Origin of the sequence: Amycolatopsis sp. NPDC004169 (assembly GCF_040610315.1) — a bacterium.
GTDB lineage: Bacteria > Actinomycetota > Actinomycetes > Mycobacteriales > Pseudonocardiaceae > Amycolatopsis.
Genome location: NZ_JBEXMD010000002.1, coordinates 284,032 through 302,777 on the forward strand (window position 1 = coordinate 284,032; position 18,746 = coordinate 302,777).

At 71.2% G+C, this 18,746-nt stretch carries 20 protein-coding genes; 15 read left to right on the plus strand and 5 right to left on the minus strand.

What is annotated here, in order from left to right:
• Window positions 1-3: 3 nt before the first annotated feature.
• Window positions 4-852, plus strand: coding sequence for a FliA/WhiG family RNA polymerase sigma factor (locus tag ABZX11_RS04015; protein ID WP_176172161.1), 849 nt, complete (start codon window positions 4-6; stop codon window positions 850-852).
• On the opposite strand, the gene ABZX11_RS04020 is transcribed toward ABZX11_RS04015, so the two are convergent.
• Window positions 853-1,329 (minus strand): M23 family metallopeptidase, encoded by a 477-nt coding sequence (locus ABZX11_RS04020; protein WP_354909860.1) that lies wholly within the window; start codon window positions 1,327-1,329, stop codon window positions 853-855.
• Between the two features lie 861 nt (window positions 1,330-2,190).
• On the opposite strand from ABZX11_RS04020, the gene rpsB reads away from it, so the two are divergent.
• The 5 genes from rpsB (at window position 2,191) to ABZX11_RS04045 (ending at window position 6,708) form a co-directional block, all read left to right on the plus strand.
• A complete protein-coding gene (gene rpsB, locus ABZX11_RS04025; protein WP_176172160.1) occupies window positions 2,191-3,051 on the plus strand; it encodes a 30S ribosomal protein S2 in 861 nt (286 codons plus the stop codon).
• Window positions 3,052-3,142: 91 nt separating this feature from the next.
• Window positions 3,143-3,958, plus strand: a complete 816-nt coding sequence (gene tsf, locus ABZX11_RS04030; protein ID WP_176172159.1) for a translation elongation factor Ts — start codon at window positions 3,143-3,145, stop codon at window positions 3,956-3,958.
• Window positions 3,959-4,114: 156 nt separating this feature from the next.
• A complete protein-coding gene (gene pyrH, locus ABZX11_RS04035) occupies window positions 4,115-4,858 on the plus strand; it encodes a UMP kinase (protein ID WP_013223864.1) in 744 nt (247 codons plus the stop codon).
• A gap of 48 nt (window positions 4,859-4,906) precedes the next feature.
• A complete protein-coding gene (gene frr / locus ABZX11_RS04040) occupies window positions 4,907-5,464 on the plus strand; it encodes a ribosome recycling factor (RefSeq protein WP_003065592.1) in 558 nt (185 codons plus the stop codon).
• Window positions 5,465-5,820: 356 nt separating this feature from the next.
• The gene (locus tag ABZX11_RS04045; protein WP_354909863.1) at window positions 5,821-6,708 is read left to right on the plus strand and encodes a phosphatidate cytidylyltransferase; all 888 of its coding nucleotides are present in this window, start codon (window positions 5,821-5,823) and stop codon (window positions 6,706-6,708) included.
• Here the strand turns inward: ABZX11_RS04045 and ABZX11_RS04050 are convergent.
• Entirely contained in the window at window positions 6,705-7,550 is an 846-nt protein-coding gene (locus ABZX11_RS04050; RefSeq protein ID WP_176172157.1) for a VOC family protein, read from the minus strand. The genes ABZX11_RS04045 and ABZX11_RS04050 overlap by 4 nt on opposite strands.
• Window positions 7,551-7,664: 114 nt before the next feature.
• Between ABZX11_RS04050 and ABZX11_RS04055 the strand changes: the two genes are divergently transcribed.
• Window positions 7,665-8,477 carry a class I SAM-dependent methyltransferase gene (locus ABZX11_RS04055; RefSeq protein ID WP_354909866.1) on the plus strand — a complete coding sequence of 271 codons (813 nt, stop codon included), beginning with the start codon at window positions 7,665-7,667 and terminating at the stop codon, window positions 8,475-8,477.
• On the opposite strand, the gene ABZX11_RS04060 is transcribed toward ABZX11_RS04055, so the two are convergent.
• The gene (locus ABZX11_RS04060) at window positions 8,414-9,040 is read right to left on the minus strand and encodes a PadR family transcriptional regulator (protein WP_354909651.1); all 627 of its coding nucleotides are present in this window, start codon (window positions 9,038-9,040) and stop codon (window positions 8,414-8,416) included. The genes ABZX11_RS04055 and ABZX11_RS04060 overlap by 64 nt on opposite strands.
• A 163-nt stretch (window positions 9,041-9,203) precedes the next feature.
• Between ABZX11_RS04060 and ABZX11_RS04065 the strand changes: the two genes are divergently transcribed.
• The 6 genes from ABZX11_RS04065 (at window position 9,204) to ABZX11_RS04090 (ending at window position 15,958) form a co-directional block, all read left to right on the plus strand.
• Window positions 9,204-10,211 (plus strand): iron chelate uptake ABC transporter family permease subunit, encoded by a 1,008-nt coding sequence (locus tag ABZX11_RS04065; RefSeq protein WP_354909653.1) that lies wholly within the window; start codon window positions 9,204-9,206, stop codon window positions 10,209-10,211.
• Entirely contained in the window at window positions 10,208-11,233 is a 1,026-nt protein-coding gene (locus ABZX11_RS04070; protein WP_354909656.1) for an iron chelate uptake ABC transporter family permease subunit, read from the plus strand. The genes ABZX11_RS04065 and ABZX11_RS04070 overlap by 4 nt, the downstream gene beginning before the upstream one ends.
• An 8-nt stretch (window positions 11,234-11,241) precedes the next feature.
• Window positions 11,242-12,060 carry an ABC transporter ATP-binding protein gene (locus ABZX11_RS04075; RefSeq protein ID WP_354909659.1) on the plus strand — a complete coding sequence of 273 codons (819 nt, stop codon included), beginning with the start codon at window positions 11,242-11,244 and terminating at the stop codon, window positions 12,058-12,060.
• Window positions 12,050-13,057: an iron-siderophore ABC transporter substrate-binding protein gene (locus ABZX11_RS04080; RefSeq protein ID WP_354909662.1), complete on the plus strand. Its 1,008-nt coding sequence runs from the start codon at window positions 12,050-12,052 to the stop codon at window positions 13,055-13,057. The genes ABZX11_RS04075 and ABZX11_RS04080 overlap by 11 nt, the downstream gene beginning before the upstream one ends.
• 13 nt (window positions 13,058-13,070) lie before the next feature.
• Complete coding sequence (locus ABZX11_RS04085) at window positions 13,071-13,556, plus strand: Lrp/AsnC family transcriptional regulator (protein WP_354909664.1); 486 nt, start codon at window positions 13,071-13,073, stop codon at window positions 13,554-13,556.
• 107 nt (window positions 13,557-13,663) lie between these two features.
• Window positions 13,664-15,958, plus strand: coding sequence for a pyruvate dehydrogenase (locus ABZX11_RS04090; RefSeq protein WP_354909666.1), 2,295 nt, complete (start codon window positions 13,664-13,666; stop codon window positions 15,956-15,958).
• On the opposite strand, the gene ABZX11_RS04095 is transcribed toward ABZX11_RS04090, so the two are convergent.
• On the minus strand, window positions 15,951-16,526 hold the full coding sequence (locus ABZX11_RS04095) for a hypothetical protein (RefSeq protein WP_176172151.1): 576 nt from the start codon (window positions 16,524-16,526) through the stop codon (window positions 15,951-15,953). The two genes, ABZX11_RS04090 and ABZX11_RS04095, sit on opposite strands and share 8 nt — an antisense overlap.
• 149 nt (window positions 16,527-16,675) lie before the next feature.
• Between ABZX11_RS04095 and rlmN the strand changes: the two genes are divergently transcribed.
• Both rlmN and ABZX11_RS04105 read left to right on the plus strand, forming a co-directional pair.
• Window positions 16,676-17,782 (plus strand): 23S rRNA (adenine(2503)-C(2))-methyltransferase RlmN, encoded by a 1,107-nt coding sequence (gene rlmN, locus ABZX11_RS04100; RefSeq protein WP_176172150.1) that lies wholly within the window; start codon window positions 16,676-16,678, stop codon window positions 17,780-17,782.
• A 33-nt stretch (window positions 17,783-17,815) separates the two neighbouring features.
• Window positions 17,816-18,082, plus strand: coding sequence for a hypothetical protein (locus tag ABZX11_RS04105; protein ID WP_176177864.1), 267 nt, complete (start codon window positions 17,816-17,818; stop codon window positions 18,080-18,082).
• A gap of 118 nt (window positions 18,083-18,200) precedes the next feature.
• On the opposite strand, the gene ABZX11_RS04110 is transcribed toward ABZX11_RS04105, so the two are convergent.
• Window positions 18,201-18,515, minus strand: a complete 315-nt coding sequence (locus ABZX11_RS04110; RefSeq protein WP_354909668.1) for a hypothetical protein — start codon at window positions 18,513-18,515, stop codon at window positions 18,201-18,203.
• Window positions 18,516-18,746: the final 231 nt, after the last annotated feature.

Consider the following 18,746-nt stretch of genomic DNA (forward strand, 5'->3'; position numbering starts at 1 on the left):
GCAATGACCGCAGGCCCGCACGTGACCGAAGCCGCCGGAGTGACCACTCACGGTGAGGCTGCCGTGCCCGCCGAAACCCGGGCCGGCTACGACGTCGACGCCGGGATCGCGGCTCTGTGGCAGCAGTTCGCCGACAGCCCGGACCAGGCGTCGCGCGATCGGCTCGTGCTGCACTACGCCCCGCTCGTCAAGTACGTCGCCGGCCGGGTCGGCACCGGGCTGCCCACCCACATCGACGTCGGCGACCTTGTTCAGTCGGGGATCTTCGGGCTCGTCGACGCGATCGAGAAGTTCGACCCCGAACGCGGCCTGCGCTTCGAGACCTACGCGATGCAGCGCATCCGCGGCGCGATCCTCGACGACCTCCGTTCGCAGGACTGGGTGCCGCGGGCGGTCCGCAGCAAGGCTAAGGAGGCCGAGCGCGCGATGGAGCGCCTCGGCGCCCGCCTGCACCGCACCCCGACCGACGCGGAGCTCGCCACCGAACTCGGCATCGGCCTCGACGAGCTGCGCGACTTCTACGGCCAGCTGCAGCTGACCAGCGTCGTCGCGCTCGAGGACCTGGTGGCCGCGGGCAAGGACAGCGGCTCGCTGGTCGACACGCTGCCCGACGACGATGCCGTCGACCCGGTCGCGGTGCTCGTCGACCAGGACAACCGCCGCCAGCTCGCCCAGGCGATCGCGCAGCTCACCGAGCGGGACAAGATCGTGGTGAGCCTCTACTACTTCGAAAGCCTGACCCTCGCCGAGATCGGCAAGGTCCTCGGCGTCACGGAGTCGCGGGTGAGCCAGCTGCACACGCGGGCGGTCATGCGGCTGCGCGCCAAGCTGGTCGAGCAGACCGGCAACTGATCAGCGACCACCTCCCCACGGCTTGAGCCGGTATTCGCCGACCTCGCCGGTCAACGCGAGGGGGTCGACGTACTCCTCGCCCCGCCGGACGCCCCAGTGCAGGCAGGCCGCCACCGTGCAGCCGGGATGGCCGGGCAGGACGGTGCCGAGCACCTGGCCGCGGTAGACCTGTTCGCCCACAGCAACTTTCGCGACGACGGGCTCGTAGGTGGTCCGGAGGCCACCGTCGTGGTCGACGGACAGCACCGGCCGCCCGCCCACGGAACCGGCGAAGACGACGACGCCCGCATCGGCGGCCAGCACCTCCTGCCCGGGGACGGCGGCCAGGTCGACTCCGCGGTGTCCGGGGCCGAAAGGTGTTTCCGGGGCATCGAAGTACTTCGTGATCACCGGAACGGGTGACAACGGCCAGGAAAGCCGCGGTTGCCGCGTAGTGGGGGAGTGATCGGCCGCGCCCGGGGACGGTGGGGTGCCCATGAGCGCGATCGCCCACAGCACGGCCGGCGCCGGCGCGGCCGCAGGGGAAGCTGCAAGCTCGGCCGACGACGGGCTCGCGAGCCAGGCTGCCCCAGGTCCGGTTGGGATCGCCTCGATCGGCCACCCGGTCGGCTCCGCTCCGGGTAGCGCCAGGCCGCCCGCCAAGTGCTCGGCCGCCGGTTCGGCGAAGCGCGCGGATGGCTCCGTTCGACTGCCAGATCGAGGGCGCACCGGCAGCGGGGGCCCCGGCGGTGTGTGGCCGCTGGGCCATGGCTCTGCTGCCGCGGGCGGGGGTCGGGATTCGCTCGGTCTGGCCGCACCTGTCCCCAGCCTCGTCGACGCCGGCAGCTCGGCTTCGGACGCCGTCGCGCGCGGCAAGGAGCCACACGACAGCTCGTACCCGTGAATCCCTCCGAAGACCGCCGTGACCAGGGCAATCGTGCCCGCCAACCATCTCCGCACCCACCGTCGGGCCTGCTTGATCGACTCCATGACTCCAGCCTGCGGGACTCCTCGGCTCCGTGGGGAGCCGATGCTGAATCTGTGGATAACCGGAGCCGATGTGGACAACTGCGTCGCCCGGTGGCCGCCGGTGGGGGAGGGGGTGGTGGGAGGGGGTAGACTCTTTTGCGCAGTCCGTTTCAGCGGGCTGACTTCGCGTGCACGTGCGCGTTCCCCCTTCTGGACACAGCCGGGGGAGCGCACGGGGTCCGGCGGTCCTCGGGGGTCCTTCACTCCCCGGGGTCCGGGCACCGGCACGGGCACCAGGGCGATCGGCCACCCGGCCGGGAGCGACGAACCGAACAGCGGGCCGGCGCGGAAGCGCGGTGCGCACTACACAGAAGAGGTGTGATTCCGGCAATGGCCGTCGTCACCATGAAGCAGCTGCTGGACAGCGGCGTGCACTTCGGGCACCAGACCCGTCGGTGGAACCCGAAGATGAAGCGCTACATCTTCACCGAGCGCAACGGCATCTACATCATCGACCTGCAGCAGACGCTGACCTACATCGACCGTGCGTACGAGTTCATCAAGGAGACCGTCGCGCACGGCGGCACCATCATGTTCGTCGGCACCAAGAAGCAGGCTCAGGAAGCCATCGCCAACGAGGCCGCGCGCGTGGGCATGCCCTACGTCAACCAGCGCTGGCTCGGCGGCATGCTGACCAACTTCCAGACCGTGCACAAGCGCCTCCTCCGCCTCAAGGAGCTCGAGGCCCAGGAGCAGACCGGCGGCTTCGCCGGCCTCACCAAGCGCGAGATCCTGACGCTGACCCGCGAGAAGGAAAAGCTGGAGAAGACCCTCGGCGGTATCCGCGACATGGCCAAGGTGCCGAGCGCGGTGTGGATCGTCGACACGAAGAAGGAGCACATCGCCGTCGGCGAGGCTCGGAAGCTGAACATCCCGGTCGTCGCGATCCTGGACACCAACTGCGACCCGGACGAGGTCGACTACCCGATCCCGGGCAACGACGACGCGATCCGCTCGGCCGCCCTTCTCACGAAGGTCGTCGCCGAGGCCGCCGCCGCCGGTCTGATGCAGCGCTCCAGCCGCAACGGCTCCTCGGCCGACGCGAAGCCGGAGCCGGGCGTCGCCTCCGACGAGCCGCTGGCCGAGTGGGAGAAGGAGCTGCTCGCCGGCTCCGAGACCGCCGCCGCCGACGCGACCGAGGCCGCTGCCGCGACCGAGGCCGCCACCGAGCAGGCGACCGCCTCCTCCTGATGCTCCACCGCCCGTGCGGCCGTGCCCCCGGGGCCCGGCCGCACGGGTGTAGCAACCCACAGATTTCCTGCAAAGGACGGATTTTACCAGAATGGCGAACTACACCGCCGCTGACGTGAAGCGCCTGCGCGAGATGACCGGCGCCGGCATGATGGACTGCAAGAAGGCCCTCGAGGAGAACGGCGGCGACTTCGACAAGGCCGTCGAGTTCCTGCGGATCAAGGGCGCCAAGGACGTCGGCAAGCGCGCGGAGCGCGCCACCGCCGAGGGCCTGGTCACCGGCGACGGCGGCGTCCTCATCGAGCTCGACTCCGAGACCGACTTCGTCGCGAAGAACGCCGACTTCCAGGCGCTCGCCGCGAAGATCGTCGAGGTCGCGAAGACCCTCAAGACCTCCGACGTCGAGGCGCTCAAGGCCGCCGAGCTCGACGGCAAGACCGTCAACGAGGTCGTCCAGGAGCTGTCGGCCCGCATCGGCGAGAAGCTCGAGCTGCGCCGCGTCGTGGCCTTCGAGGGCCAGACCGCGACCTACCTGCACCGCCGCGGCTCCGACCTGCCGCCGGCCGTCGGTGTGCTCGTCGAGTTCACCGGTGACGACGCCGAGGCCGCCCGCGGGGCCGCCATGCAGGTCGCCGCGCTGCGCGCCAAGTACCTGACCCGCGACGAGGTGCCGGCCGAGATCGTCGAGAACGAGCGCCGCATCGCCGAGCAGACCGCCCGCGAAGAGGGCAAGCCGGAGCAGGCCATGCCGAAGATCATCGAGGGCAAGGTCAACGCCTACTACAAGGACAACGTCCTGCTCGAGCAGCCGTCGGTCAAGGACAACAAGAAGACCGTCAAGGCCCTGCTCGACGAGGCCGGCGTGACGCTGACCAAGTTCGCGCGCTTCGAGGTCGGCCAGGCCTGACTTCAGGCCAGGGCGTAGGTTCTACACCCACAGTGCCCCGTCTCCGTCCATCGGGGACGGGGCACTGTCGGGTCCGGAGAGAAAACACGGTCGAGGGGCACCCCGCCGACGTACTCCCTCCCGCGGAGACGGCCAACAACACAGGAGGCGACATAGATGGGTGACCGGGTCGAAGGTGGCTACCGGCGGGTGCTGCTGAAGCTGGGCGGCGAGATGTTCGGCGGTGGTTCGATCGGCGTCGATCCCGACGTCGTGCACTCGGTCGCGCAGCAGATCGCCGACGTCGCCCGGACCGGCGTCCAGGTCGCCGTCGTGATCGGCGGCGGCAACTACTTCCGCGGCGCCGAGCTGTCGCAGCGCGGCATGGACCGCGACCGCGCCGACTACATGGCGATGCTGGGCACCGTGATGAACTGCCTGGCGCTGCAGGACTTCCTGGAGAAGGAGGGCCTGCCCACGCGCGTGCAGACCGCCATCACGATGGGCCAGGTCGCCGAGCCCTACATCCCGCGCCGCGCCGAGCGGCACCTGGAGAAGGGCCGCGTCGTGATCTTCGGCGCCGGGGTCGGCATGCCGTACTTCTCCACCGACACCGCGGCCGCGCAGCGGGCGCTCGAGCTGGGCTGCGAAGCCGTCCTGATGGCCAAGGCCGTCGACGGCGTCTACACCGCGGACCCGAAGGCCGACCCCACCGCCGAGATGTTCCGCGAGATCACCCACCGCGAGGTGCTGGAGCGGGACCTCAAGGTCGCCGACGCGACGGCGTTCAGCCTCTGCATGGACAACAACATGCCGATCATCGTGTTCAACCTGCTCACCGAGGGGAACATCGCCCGCGCGGTGAGTGGTGAAAGAATCGGCACGTTGGTCAGCACCCCCACTGCCGGGGTGCCGGCCTAGACCTGCTGGGATCAGCAAGCGCCACCCATCACAACTACGGGAGTGACCGTGATCGACGAGACCCTCCTCGATGCCGAGGAGAAGATGGAAAAAGCGGTGTCCGTCGCCAAGGACGAGCTGCAGTCGGTTCGCACCGGCCGGGCTTCGTCGGCGATGTTCTCGCGGATCGTCGTCGAGTACTACGGCTCGCCGACCCCGCTGAACCAGCTGGCCAGCGTGAACGTGCCGGAAGCCCGCATGGCGCTGATCAAGCCCTACGACCAGTCGCAGCTCGGCGCGATCGAGAAGGCGATCCGGGAGTCCGACCTCGGGGTCAACCCGAGCAACGACGGCCAGGTCATCCGCATCGTCATCCCGCAGCTCACCGAGGAGCGGCGCAAGGAGATGGTGAAGGTCGCCAAGGGCAAGGGCGAGGACGCCCGCGTTTCGATCCGCAGCGTCCGGCGCAAGGCCAAGGACGAGCTCGACCGCATCGCCAAGGACGGCGAGGCCGGTGAGGATGACGTCGCGCGCGCGGAGAAGGAACTGCAGAACCTGACCGACACCTACGTGCACAAGGTCGACGAGCTGGTCAAGCACAAGGAAGCCGAGCTGCTCGAGGTCTGATGGCACAGGTGAGCGAGGAACGCGAGGACCGGGTGGACGCCACCGGAGCACGCCCGGCGGCCACGCCCGGGACGCCGGAGCCGGCTGACGCCGGTACGCCGGCCACGCCGGAGTTTCCGGGAACCGCCGGGGCTTCGGCGACCTCGGAAACCCCGCAGGCGGCGGCAACGCCGGCCGTACCGGAGACCTCGGGCACCGGCGAAGCGGCCCGGTTGTCGGCGGCCGGTACCGCCGCGGCGGACACGCCGGTGGCCTCGCGGACCGGTGAGGGCGGCGCTCCGGCGGAAACGCCGGTGGCCTCGCGCACCGGTGAGGGCGGCGCTCCGGTGAAAACGCCGGCGGCTTCGGCCAACGGCGTGGCGGAGCCCCCTGGAACCGTCGATGCCGAATCGGGCGCTTCGGACACGCCGCCGCCGGAGGCCGTCAAGAAGGCGTCCAAGGCCGGCCGGAACCTGCCCGCGGCGATCGGGGTCGCGCTGCTGCTCGGCGCCGCGATCATCGTTTCCCTGCTCACCGTTCGCTACCTGTTCATCGGGATCATCGCGATCGCGATCGCGGTCGGCACCGTCGAGTTCGCCGGGGTGCTGCGCCGGGTCGCCGACATCCGGGTCGCGATGATCCCGGTGCTCGTCGGCGGGCAGGCGATGATCTGGCTCGCCTGGCCGTTCGGGCGTGAGGGCGCGCTCACCGCGTTCGTCCTGACCGTCCTGGCCTGCCTGCTCTGGCGGCTGCCGGGCGGAGCGAAGGGCTACCTGCGCGACATCAGCGCGTCCGTCTTCGCCGCCGCCTACCTGCCGCTGTTCGCCGCCTTCGCGGCGATGCTCGTGCCGCCGCACGACGGCGTCGGGCGGGTGCTCACCTTCCTGATCGGCGTCGTCGCGTCGGACACCGGCGGCTACATCGCCGGTGTGCTCGGCGGCAAGCACCCGATGGCGCCCACCATCAGCCCGAAGAAGACCTGGGAAGGGTTCGCGGGTTCGGTCATCGGCGGTGTCGTCGCCGGGGCGCTGACGCTCAGCCTGATGCTCGACGGCCACGTCTGGCAGGGCGTGATCTTCGGTGTCGCCGTCGTGCTGACCGCGACCCTGGGCGACCTCGTCGAGTCGCTGATCAAGCGCGACCTCGGGGTCAAGGACATGGGGACGCTGCTGCCCGGGCACGGCGGGATCATGGACCGCCTCGACTCGCTGCTGCCCTCGGCCGTCGTGTCCTGGCTGCTGCTTTCGGCGTTCGTGCCGGTCTAGTCGTCGTAGGGGTCGTCGACCTCCGCGCGGCCCCAGCCTTCGGTGACGCGCGAGTGGTCGATGACGGCGAAGACCGCGCCTTCGGGGTCGGCGAGGATCGACATCCGGCCGAACGGGGTGTCGTACGGCTGGATCACCACCGTGCCGCCGTGCATGATGGCCTCGCCCGCGACCGCGTCGACGCCGCGGGCCGGGTCGATGTCGAAGTACACGAGCCAGTGCGGCGGGGTGTCGAGGCTGTACTCCGAACCCATCACGTACCGGTACAGCACCGGCTCGTGCTCGATGAGCCATTCGACGTAGTCGAGCATCTCGCCGTCGCCGATCTGGTGGCTGCCGTAGGTGAACAGCTTGGTGTAGAAGTGATCCGCCGCGACGCCGTCGTGGGTGTTGAGGTCCGCGCCGCTGAAGGTGTTCGGGATGCCGGTGACGAACTCCCAGTTCGGCGGCACCTCCCAGAACACCACCGGCGCGCCGCACGCGTCGAGGGCGTGCATGATCGTGCCGCGGTCGGGGATCGCCACCGGCCCGAGGGTGATCCGGCCGCCGAGGTGCTCGACCCACTCGGCCGCGCTCGCGGTGTGCGGCACGGAGATGTGCGGCACCCAGCCCAGCGGGGCACCCTGGGCCGCGCGGTAGAGGCCGCCGACGGGCAGGCCGTTCAGCGCCCCGATGGCGTAGCGGCCGTCGGAGGTCGCCGGATCGCGTTGAGTGGTGAACTCCCAGCCGAAGAGGGCACCGTAGAATCTCTCTGCCACGGCCTGCTCCCGGCAGGCCAGCTCGATCCAGCACGGAATTCCGGCCGGGACCGGGGACGGGGTACTGGATGGGCCGACTGCCATGGGTGCTCCTCCCGATACCCACCGGATTCTAGGCGTGATCCGTGAGTTTTCCGCCAAGAATTCGCCACCGTGCGGGCACGGCCCGGCGACGAGGACCCGGAAGGAGCAGCGGGGGTGCGGTGGTCGTCGCGGCGCGCGGAGGTCGTGCCCAGCCCCAACATCTGGTACTACCAGGCCGATTACGAGCTGGAGAACCGTGCGCAGGACAGCGGCGGCGAAATCTGGCGGGTGCTCCGGGAGGAGCACGACTGGACCGGCCGGGACGTGCTGGACGTCGGCTGCGGTGACGGGTTTCACTTGCCCCGCTTCGCCCGTGACGCGCGCTCGGTGCTCGGCGTGGAGCCGCACGAGCCGCTGGTGCGAAGCGCGCTGAAGCGCGTGGCGGGACTGTCGAACGTGGACGTCCGGATGGGCCGCGCGCAGCGGCTGCCGGTCCGCAGCGCGAGTGTGGACGTCGTCCACGCGCGCACGGCGTACTTCTTCGGGCCCGGGTGCGAGCCCGGGCTGGCGGAGGCGGAGCGGGTGCTGCGGCCGGGCGGCGCGATCCTGATCGTCGACCTCGACGTCACCAGCGAGCCCTACGGCCGCTGGATGCGCGCCGACCTACCGCACTACGACCCGGTCGCGGTGGAACGGTTCTTCGCCAGGGCCGGCTTCGGCTGCCGCCGGGTCGCGACCGAATGGCGTTTCGCGACCGCCGCGGACCTCGCGGCCGTGCTGAAGATCGAGTTCAGCAAGCCCGTCGCCGAACAGGCGATCGCGGAGTCCTTGCAGCGTAACGGGAATCGCGCCGAGGACCTGACGCTGCCGGTGGGTTACCGCGTCCACACGCGGGTGAAGCCCACCGGCCTCGTCCTGCCAGGTCACTCGGCCGTCTCCGTCGAACCCGCCGAGGACTCGTCCTCGTCTTCGCCGAGGATGCCGTAGAGCGAGCGCCGGGCGTCGTTGAGCACCTCGGCCGCGCGGGCCTGCTGGCTCTCGGTGCCCGCGCGCATGATCTGCACGACGGCGGCGGCCAGGTTCTTGCCCGCCTTCGCGAGCCCGACCTCGACCGGGTCGACGTCCTGCGCGATCTGCTCCCACGGCGGGGTGCTGTTCTGCTCTTCCGCGGCGGCGCGGCCGGCGTCGGTCAGCTCGAACAGCTTCTTGCCGTGCTCGTCCTTGCTGATCACGAGGCCTTCGTCGGCCAGCAGCTGCAGCGTCGGGTAGACCGAGCCGGGGCTGGGCCGCCAGAAGCCGCCGGAGCGCTCGCCGATCTCGCGGATGATCTCGTAGCCGTGCCGGGGCTGCTCGGCGAGCAGCGCCAGGATCGCGGCGCGGACGTCACCGCGGCGGCTGCGCCGTCCGCCGTGACCCCGCCGGTGCGGGCCGTGGCCGCCGCGGCCGCGTCCACCGGGGCCGAAGCCCGGGGGGAACTCGCCGAAACCGCCGAAGGGCCCGAAGGGTGCGCGCCCACGTTCGTGGGCGAAGGGGTGTCGTTGCCTACGCATGTCTGGTGTTCCTTTCTCGAACTGTTGCGACACGTTCACGATATATCGGAAACAGTCGGCTGGCAACCCGCCTTCGGTGAGCTCGCTCACGGAACTTGAGCCGGCCGGATCCGGCGACCTAGATTAGGCATGCCTAACCACCTGTTAGCAAAGGTAACGACCTGTGCGGACCCGCTCGCTCCCGCTGACGGCCGGGTTGCTGGTCCTCACCGCGGCCGTGGCCGCCGCCGTGCTGCTCAGCATCGGTGTCGGCACCCGCGGCCTGAGCCCGGGCACCGTGCTCGACGCGCTCTTCCACTTCGACGCGGGCAACCCCGACCACCTCGTCGTCCGCGAGCTCCGCCTCCCGCGCACCCTCGCCGGAGTGCTCGCCGGGGTTGCGCTCGGCCTCTCCGGCGCCGTCATCCAGGGCGCGACCCGCAACCCGCTGGCCGATCCGGGGCTGCTCGGCGTCAACGCCGGTGCCGCGCTCTTCATCGTCCTCGGCATCGGCACCTTCGGCATCACGAGCGTCGGCGGGTACGTCTGGTTCGGCTTCCTGGGCGCCGCGGCCGCCGGCGGCGTGGTCTACGGCGTCAGCTCCCTCGGCCGGGCCGGGGCCACGCCGGTGAAGCTCGCCCTCGCCGGTGCCGCGGTGACGGCGGCCCTGGCCTCGGTGACCAGCGCCTTGCTGCTCACCGACCAGACGACGTTCGACCAGTACCGGTTCTGGCAGGTCGGCTCGCTGACCGGCCGGGACGCCGCGACGATCACCCAGGCCGTGCCGTTCGTGGTGGCCGGCGTGCTGCTCGCGCTGGTCGCCGCGCGCCAGCTCAACGCGCTCGCGCTCGGCGAGGACGTCGCCCGCTCGCTCGGCCAGAACGTGGCCGTGGCGCGGGGAGTCTGCGCGCTCGCCGTCGTCGTCCTCTGCGGTTCGGCCACGGCGATCGCCGGGCCGATCGCGTTCGTCGGGCTGACCGTGCCGCACGCCGCGCGGCTCGTCACCGGGCCCGACCACCGCTGGCTGCTGCCGTACTCGGCGTTGCTCGCGCCGCTGCTCCTGCTGGTGTCCGACGTCGCCGGCCGGGTGGTCGCGCGCCCGGCCGAGGTCCAGGTCGGGATCGTCACCGCGCTCGTCGGCGCGCCCGTGTTCGTGTTCCTCGTGCGGCGCCGGAAGGTCGTGGCGGTGTGAACGCCGTCGAGGTGGTCGCCGCCGCACGGCGGCAGGGCGCGTTCCGGTCCGGCGCGGTGACGCTGGTGTTGCTGCTGGCGATCGTCGTCGTCTTCGCGGTCTCCCTGGCCGTGGGCGACTTCCCGGTGCCGCTCGCCGATCTCCCCGGCCTGCTCTTCGGCGACGGGGTGGGCCGCGCGGCCTACGTCGTCACCGAGCTGAGGTTGCCGCGTGCGGTCACCGGCGTCCTCGTCGGCGCCGCCTTCGGGACGTCCGGCGCGCTCTTCCAGCGGCTGCTGCGCAATCCGCTGGCCAGCCCGGACGTCATCGGCGTGACGCAGGGCGCGAGCGCGGCCGCGGTCGTGGCCATCGTGCTGTTCGGTGCGGCCGGGCCGGTGGTGTCGGCCGCGGCGCTGGCGGGTGCGCTGCTCACCGGCGCCACGATCTACCTCCTCGCGCGCCGCGGCGGCGTTCATGGCTACCGGCTGGTGCTGGTCGGCGTCGGGGTCGGTGCGGTGCTGACCAGCGTCGTCTCGTACCTGATGACCTGGGCCGACGTCACCCTCGCCCAGCAGGCCCTGGTCTGGCTGACCGGCAACCTCAACGGCCGCGGCTGGGACCACGTCGTCCCGCTGGCGGCGGCGCTCGCCGTCCTGCTGCCCGCGGCGCTGCTGCGGAGCCGCGCGCTCGCCGGACTCCAGCTCGGCGACGACACCGCCGCCGGGCTCGGCTTGCGCGTCGAACGCAGCCGTCTCGTGTTGCTGCTGATCGCCGTCGGGCTCGCCGCCTTCGCGACGGCGGCCGCGGGACCGGTCGCGTTCGTCGCCTTCGTGGCCAACCCGATCGCGACCCGGCTCGTCGGCGGCGCCCGCGCGGGACTGCTGCCCGCGGCCCTGACCGGCGCGCTCGTCGTGCTGCTGGGCGACTTCGCGGCCCAGCACCTGCTCGGCGAACAGCTGCCGGTCGGGGTCGTCACCGGCGCCGTCGGCGCCCCGTACCTGCTGTGGCTGCTGGCCACGGCCAACCGCGCCGGGCGAGTGTGAGGAACGCCGTGACACTGCACACCGAGAACCTCGAACTCGGCTACGGGCCGCTGCGCGTGGTCAAGGACCTCTCCGTCGAGATCCCGCCCGGCAAGGTCACCATGATCGTCGGGACCAACGCCTGCGGGAAGTCGACGCTCCTGCGCGGCCTCGCGCGGCTGCTCACCCCCACCGCGGGGGCGGTCTACCTCGACGGCAAGGGCATCACGACGTGGCGCAGCAAGGACGTCGCCACCGTGCTGGGCTTGCTCCCGCAGTCGCCGACCGCGCCCGAGGGCATCACGGTCGCCGACCTCGTCGGCCGCGGCCGCTACCCGCACCAGGGCGTCTTCCGCCGCTGGAGCGCCGAAGACGACGACGCCGTCGCGAAAGCCCTGGCCGCGACCGACACCGTCGAGCTGGCCGCCCGCCCGGTCGACGAGCTGTCCGGCGGGCAGCGCCAGCGCGTCTGGATCGCCATGGCGCTGGCCCAGCGGACGCCGTTGCTGCTGCTCGACGAGCCCACGACGTTCCTCGACATCGCCCACCAGGTCGAGGTGCTCGACCTGCTGTCGGACCTGAACGCGCAGGACGGCCGGACGATCGTCATCGTCCTGCACGACCTCAACCTCGCCGCCCGCTACGGCGACCACCTGATCGCGATGAAGGACGGCCGGATCGCCGCCGAAGGCGCGCCCGCCGACATCCTCACCGCCGAACTCGTCGCCGACGTCTTCGGCATGCCCTGCCGGGTCATCGAAGACCCGGTCTCCGCCACGCCCCTGGTCGTCCCGATCGGCAGGCGGCGGGCCACCTCCCGAGAAGAAGGAACCCCCGATGCGTCCTAAGTGGACATCACTGGCCGCCGTCCTGGCCTCGGTCACGCTCCTCGCCGCGTGCGGCCAGCCGTCGAAGCCCAGCAGCTCGGGCGTCGGCGACCAGGACGTCGCCACCGGCGGCCGGCTGTTTTCCACCGCGGACAGCGAGACGGCGAAGCTCGGTGCCGACGTCGGTCCCGGCGTCTTCCCGCGCACGGTGACCCACGCACTGGGCAAGACGAAGCTGGACAAGAAGCCCGCGCGGGTCGTCGTGCTCGACAGCGGCGAGCTGGACGACGTCCTCGCCCTCGGCGTCACCCCGGTCGGCATGGCGACGACGGCCGGGCAGAGCGGCGTGCCCTCCTACCTCGCCGACCGCGTCAAGGGCATCCCCACAGTCGGAGAGATCAACAACCTCAACCTCGAAGCGATCGCCGCGCTGACGCCTGACCTGATCGTCGGCAGCAAGCTGCGGGCCAAGGACCTCTACCCGCAGCTGTCGAAGATCGCGCCGACGGTGTTCAGCATCCGGCCCGGGTTCCCGTGGAAGGAGAACCTGCTGCTGATCGGGGCCGCGCTCGGCGACGAGACGCAGGCCGTCGGGCTGCTGAACGACTACCAGAAGCGCGCGAACGAGGTGAAGGCGTCGGTCAAGGGCGCGCCGAAGATCTCGCTGCTGCGGTTCCTGTCCGGCAACATCCGGCTCTACGGCAACCTGTCCTTCATCGGCGTGATCCTCAAGGACGTCGGCCTCGCGCGGCCGGCCAACCAGAACATCGACGAGCTCGCCGCGCAGATCTCCAAGGAGCGCATCGACGAGGCCGACGCCGACTGGATCTTCTACTCCAGCTACGGCGCGGGGCCGAGCGCGGACGAAAAGGCCGTCACGAGCAGCGGGCTGTGGGCCGGGCTGGGTGCGGTGAAGGCGCAGCACGCGATCCCGGTGGCCGACGAAGTGTGGTTCCTCGGCCTCGGCCCGATCGGGGCGATGAAGGTCCTGGACGACCTCAAGAAGTACCTGGGCTGACAAGATCGGCGGCGTGCCGGAAACCATCGACGAGATCGACGCGCGCCTGCTGGAAGCGCTGGGGGAGGACCCCCGGGCCACCGCGGTTGCGCTTGCCGAGCGGCTGGGCCTGTCCCGCAACACGGTGCAGGCCCGGCTCGTGCGGCTGGAGCAGCGCGGCGTCCTGAGGTCGTTCGAGCGCCGCATCGACCCGGCCCGGCTGGGCTATCCGCTGCGGGCGTTCGTCAACGCGCAGGTCGACCAGCGGCGCCTCGCCGAGATCGGCGAGTCCCTGTCGGCGATCCCCGAGGTCACGGAGGTGTGCGGGCTGACGGGGGCGAGCGACCTGATGGTGCAGGTGGTCGCCGTCGACGCCGACGACCTGTACCGGATCGCCGGGCACATCCTGGCCTCGCCCGGCGTCGAGCGGACGAACATCTCGCTCGTCATGCGCGAACTCGTCCCGTACCGGCTGGCGCCCCTGCTGGAGCGCGTGCATTCTGCGCAGCCGGAGGCCTGAGCCCTCGGCGTCCGGTGCGCATTCTGCGCACTCGAAAAGGCGTCGGTTGTGCGATGCGTCCACCAGTGCTGTCCTGGTGGGCACTTCCTGCACGAAAGGTGTCGCCGATGACCCAGGCCCCCGTGACCGCCCCGGCGCTCACTGCGATCGAGCAGCGGGTGCTCTGGCTCGCCACCGCGATCGTGCACCAGGCCAACCGGGTCCGGCCCAACCCGTCCGGGCTGAAGGTCGGCGGCCACCAGGCGTCCTGCGCGTCGCTGGTGTCGATCATGACGTCGCTGTGGTTCCGGCACCTGCGCCCCGAGGACCGCGTCTCGGTGAAGCCGCACGCGTCGCCGGTGCTCCACGCGATCAACTACCTGCTCGGCGAGCTCGACGCGGCCTACCTGCCGACGCTGCGCGAGTTCGGCGGCCTGCAGAGCTACCCGAGCCGCGCGAAGGACCCCGACCCCGTCGACTATTCGACCGGCTCGGTCGGCATCGGCGCGACCGCCCCGATCTGGGGCGCGCTGGCCCGCCGCTACCTGACCACCCGGGGCTCGGACGCCGGCACCGGCCGCCAGTACTCGCTGGTCGGGGACGCCGAGCTGGACGAGGGTGCGATCTGGGAGGCCATCCTCGACCCGGCCGTCGCCGAGCTGGGCGAGATCGTCTGGATCGTCGACCTCAACCGCCAGTCCCTCGACCGGGTGGTCCCGAACATCGCGGCCGGGCGGCTGCAGGGCATGTTCGACGCGGCCGGCTGGCAGGTCCTGACGCTGAAGTACGGACGGCTCCTGGAGGAGCTGTTCACCCGGCCCGGCGGCGCCGAGCTGCGCGCCCGCATCGACGGGATGCCGAACCCCGAGTACCAGCGGCTGCTGCGCTGCGACGCCGCCCAGGTGCGCGACCGGCTCCCCGCGGGCAACGCGGCCCTGGCGTCATTGGTGGCCTCGCTGGACGACGAGACGCTGCTGGCCGCGATCCGGAACCTCGGCGGCCACGACCTCGGCTCGCTCGACGAGGTCTTCGCGTCCATCGCGGACGACCGGCCGACGGTCATCTTCTGCTACACCGTCAAGGGCCGGGGCCTGCCCACGCAGGGGCACCCGCAGAACCACTCTTCGCTGCTGACCGTGGCGCAGATGGAGGAGCTGGCTGCTTCTCTCGGCGCGGACCTCGCTTCGCCGTGGGAGGGCTTCGCCCCCGGGACGCCCGAAGCCGCGTTGTGCGCTGAAGTCGCTTCGCGCCTTCGCCGTCCGGACGTTCCTTCAGCGCCTTCGCTGGACCTGCCGGTCGACATCGGGCGTACCCCGTCCGGGACCGCCACGACGCAGGCGGCGCTGGGTCGCGTCCTGCTCGACCTGACGCGCGAAGCGCCCGAAGCGGCGAAGCGCGTGGTGACGGTCAGCCCGGACGTCAGCTCGACGACCAACCTCGGCGGCTGGGTCAACAAGGTCGGCGTGTGGTCGGCGACCGAGCGCCGCGACTGGTTCGAGGACGACCCCGAGACGATCATGCACTGGCGGGAGAAGCCGACCGGCCAGCACGTCGAGCTGGGCATCGCCGAGACGAACCTGGTCGGCCTGCTGGGCGAGCTCGGGGCGACCTGGAGCCGCTGGGGCGAACCGCTGCTGCCCATCGGCGTCATGTACGACCCGTTCGTCGAGCGCGCGCTGGAGCCGTGGTCGTTCGGCATCTACGCGGGCGGCCAGTCGATCCTGATCGGCACGCCGTCCGGCGTCACGCTCGCCCCGGAAGGCGGCGCGCACCAGTCGATCACCACGCCGTCGATCGGCATCGAGCAGCCCGGCTGCGTCAGCTACGAACCGGCGTTCGCGATCGACACCGAGTGGACGCTGCTGGCCGCGCTCGGCCGGCTCGGCAAGCCGGGCGGCACGTCGTCGTACTTCCGGCTCTCGACGCGTCCGGTCGACCAGACGCTGGCCGCGGTGCCCACCGACCCGGCGGCGCGCGAACGCCGTCGCCGCCAGGTGGTGGCCGGGGCGTACCTGCTGCGGCGTGCTTCCTCCCCTTCGGTCACGCTGGCGGCGATGGGCGCGCTGGTGCCGGACACCCTGGCGGCGGCCGAGCGGCTGGCCCAGGTCGGTGTCGAGGCCGACGTCGTGTGCGTGACCAGCCCGGGGCTGCTGTTCGAGGCCGTCCAGGCGCGGTCCGGCCGGGGCGACGGCTCGTCGTGGATCCTGGACCAGGTGTTCCCGGCCTCGCGGGCCCGCCCGCTGGTGACGGTCCTCGACGGCCACCCGCACACGCTGGCGTTCCTGGCCGGGATCAACCGGGTCCCGTCGGTCGCGCTCGGCGTCACCGGCTTCGGGCAGTCGGGGTCGCTGGAGGACGTCTACCGCTACCACGGCATCGACACGGACGCGATCATCCGGGCCGCGCTCGACGCCGTCAGCTGAAGGTGGCGCCGGCGAGCAGGTTGTCCATCTTGGCGTCCCAGCCGGGGAAGGACCCGTACTGGACGACCAGGATCCGGCTCGTCGGCAGCCACCACATCCGGACCACGTTGTTCTGCGCCGAGTTCTCGCAGGTCACCTTCCACCGGCCGTACTCGGCCTTCTTGGGCCCGATCGGCGCGAAGCCGGCGTCGAGCAGGGTGCTGCCGGTGGCGCCCGTGGCCTTCCCGGGCGGCGACGCGGGGGTGATGCAGGTCGGCAGGTCCGTGCCGGTGTACCAGCCGAAGGGGCGTTTCGTGCTCGGCAGGTTGATCGGCGCGTCGGCGGGCGTCGTGCGCAGGTCGAGCAGCCGCGCTTCGCAGACCGCGGTGCCTTCGGAGACGCAGCCGTCGAGCAGGCCGTCCGGGCTGTGCTCGGTGTAGGTGGCGCCGACCGGCAGGGGCAGGTGCAGGGAACCCACGGTGACCTGCGGCCCGCTCGGTGCGGGCGCCGGAGCGGGATCGGCCGGGGTGCTGCAGGCGGCGAGGCCCAGAGTGGCCGCGACCACCAGGACAAGGTGCCGGAAGGACACGCGCTCACCTCTTTCGTCGGGCGCCGGGTTTCACGGGGGATCATCCCGGTGGGTGACACCGGGCTCCCGACCGGGGCTGGTGACCTGGGGTACACCCGGCGAGGGTGGCCCGGGCGCCCCGCGTGGGCGCGTGGGACACTGGTCTGGTTATGACTGCCCTTCCCCTTGTCTTCGACGCGCCCAAGCGCGGCCTGCCGCCGCGCCACCTCGCCGACCTCTCGGTGTCCGAGCGCGCGGCCGCCGTCGCCGAGCTGGGGGAGAAGCCGTTCCGCGCGAAGCAGCTGTCGAACCACTACTTCTCCCGCCTGACGGTAGACCCCGAGGAGATGACGGACATCCCGGCGGCTTCGCGCCAGCGGCTGGTCTCGGACCTGATGCCGACGCTGCTGACCGAGGTCCGCGCACTGGCGGCCGACGACGGCGCGACCCGCAAGACGCTGTGGCGGGCGCACGACGGCACGCTCCTGGAGAGCGTCCTGATGCGCTACCCGGACCGAGCGACGCTGTGCATCTCGAGCCAGGCGGGCTGCGGCATGGCGTGCCCGTTCTGCGCGACCGGCCAGGGCGGCCTCGACCGCAACCTGTCGACGGCGGAGATCGTCGACCAGGTCCGCTCGGCGGCGGCGGTCATGCGCGACGGCACGATGCCGGGCGGTCCCGGCCGGCTGTCCAACATCGTGTTCATGGGCATGGGCGAGCCGCTGGCCAACTACAAGCGCGTGGTGGCGGCGGTGCGGCGGATCACCGACCCGGCTCCGGGCGGGCTGGGGATCGGGCAGCGGTCGGTGACGGTGTCGACGGTGGGCCTGGCCCCGGCGATCCGGAAGCTGGCGGACGAGAAGATGCAGGTACGGCTGGCTGTTTCGCTGCACACGCCGGACGATGAGCTGCGGGACACGCTGGTGCCGGTGAACAACCGGTGGTCGGTGGACGAGGTGCTGTCGGCTGCTCGGTATTACGCCGATACTTCCGGCCGCCGGGTGTCGATCGAGTACGCGTTGATCCGGGACATCAACGACCAGCCGTGGCGGGCGGAGCTGCTGGCTCGCCGGTTGCGGCAGCACCTGGGCCAGCTGGTGCACGTGAACGTGATTCCGCTGAACCCGACGCCGGGGTCGAAGTGGGATGCGTCGCCGAAGCCGGTGGAGCGGGAGTTCGTGCGGCTGGTGAACGCGGGCGGAGTAGCGTGCACGGTGCGTGACACGCGAGGCCAGGAGATCGCCGCGGCTTGTGGTCAGCTGGCCGCTGAAGGCTGAGTTTTTCGTTTCGGTTATGGAGAAATTGTCGTGATGTATGCCCCCAGCCTGCTCGACCCGGCTGCGGAATCGTTGAAGCTGGTCGACTGTGCCGGAGCGACCGAGGTGGCTCGTGAGGCGCGGACGTTGCTGGGTGAGCGGTTCAGCTCGGTGACGTTCATGTACGTGCTGATGCGCGCGTTCGAGGTGGAGTACAACGCGGCGTGCGACGCCGCTCGCTGGCACGAGTTCCACGGCGGCCCGCGGGCGCTTTCGGATGCCGATCTGGAGAAGCTGCTCGCTCCCTGGCTCGACCGCTGACCTCGGTGGTCCTGCCGTGTGCGGTCCTCGGCGACGTCTACCACGGTAGTTGGCTTGGCCGGGTGAATGGGATCACGGGTTCGTAGGCAAGCTCGGCAGCTATGCGGTTCCTCGTCGGTCACCTGAGTCGATTCCAGAGGGCGTGTTCGGCGAGTGCGGAGAGTATCTCCTTCTCGAGCGCTCGTGCTGTCGGGCCATTGGCCGTGACGGCCCACGAGATGTGCAGGTCGGCTCGTTCGAAGGCGAGCACACCCCATTGAGTTGCGCGGCGGGTGGAGCCGCCGTCGACTTCGCGGATGCGGTCACGCAGCCACCGAGAGTCGGCGAGTGCGCGGTCGAGAACGGCTTCGCCCAGGCCACTGGCGAGTGCCTTGCCGCGTGCATAGACGGTCAGACGCCCGCGAATACCTTGGCCGCGACGTTCGCCGGCCATACCGATCTCACCTTGGCAGTATGACGCCTGCACACGGCTCCAGCGTTCTGCAGCACTCGACGTGTCTCGCGTGCCGAACGGGTGCCCCGTCCTCGAGGTCTGTCGCTCATGCCGTCGCACTGGGCATCATCGCGGTCCGGTGTGCCAGAGGCGCGCGAGTTGCCGGGTATGCCTCTGAGTCTGATCTTGCGGTTCAAGAGGCCGCGTTTTGGGTGGGCACAGGGTTGGACG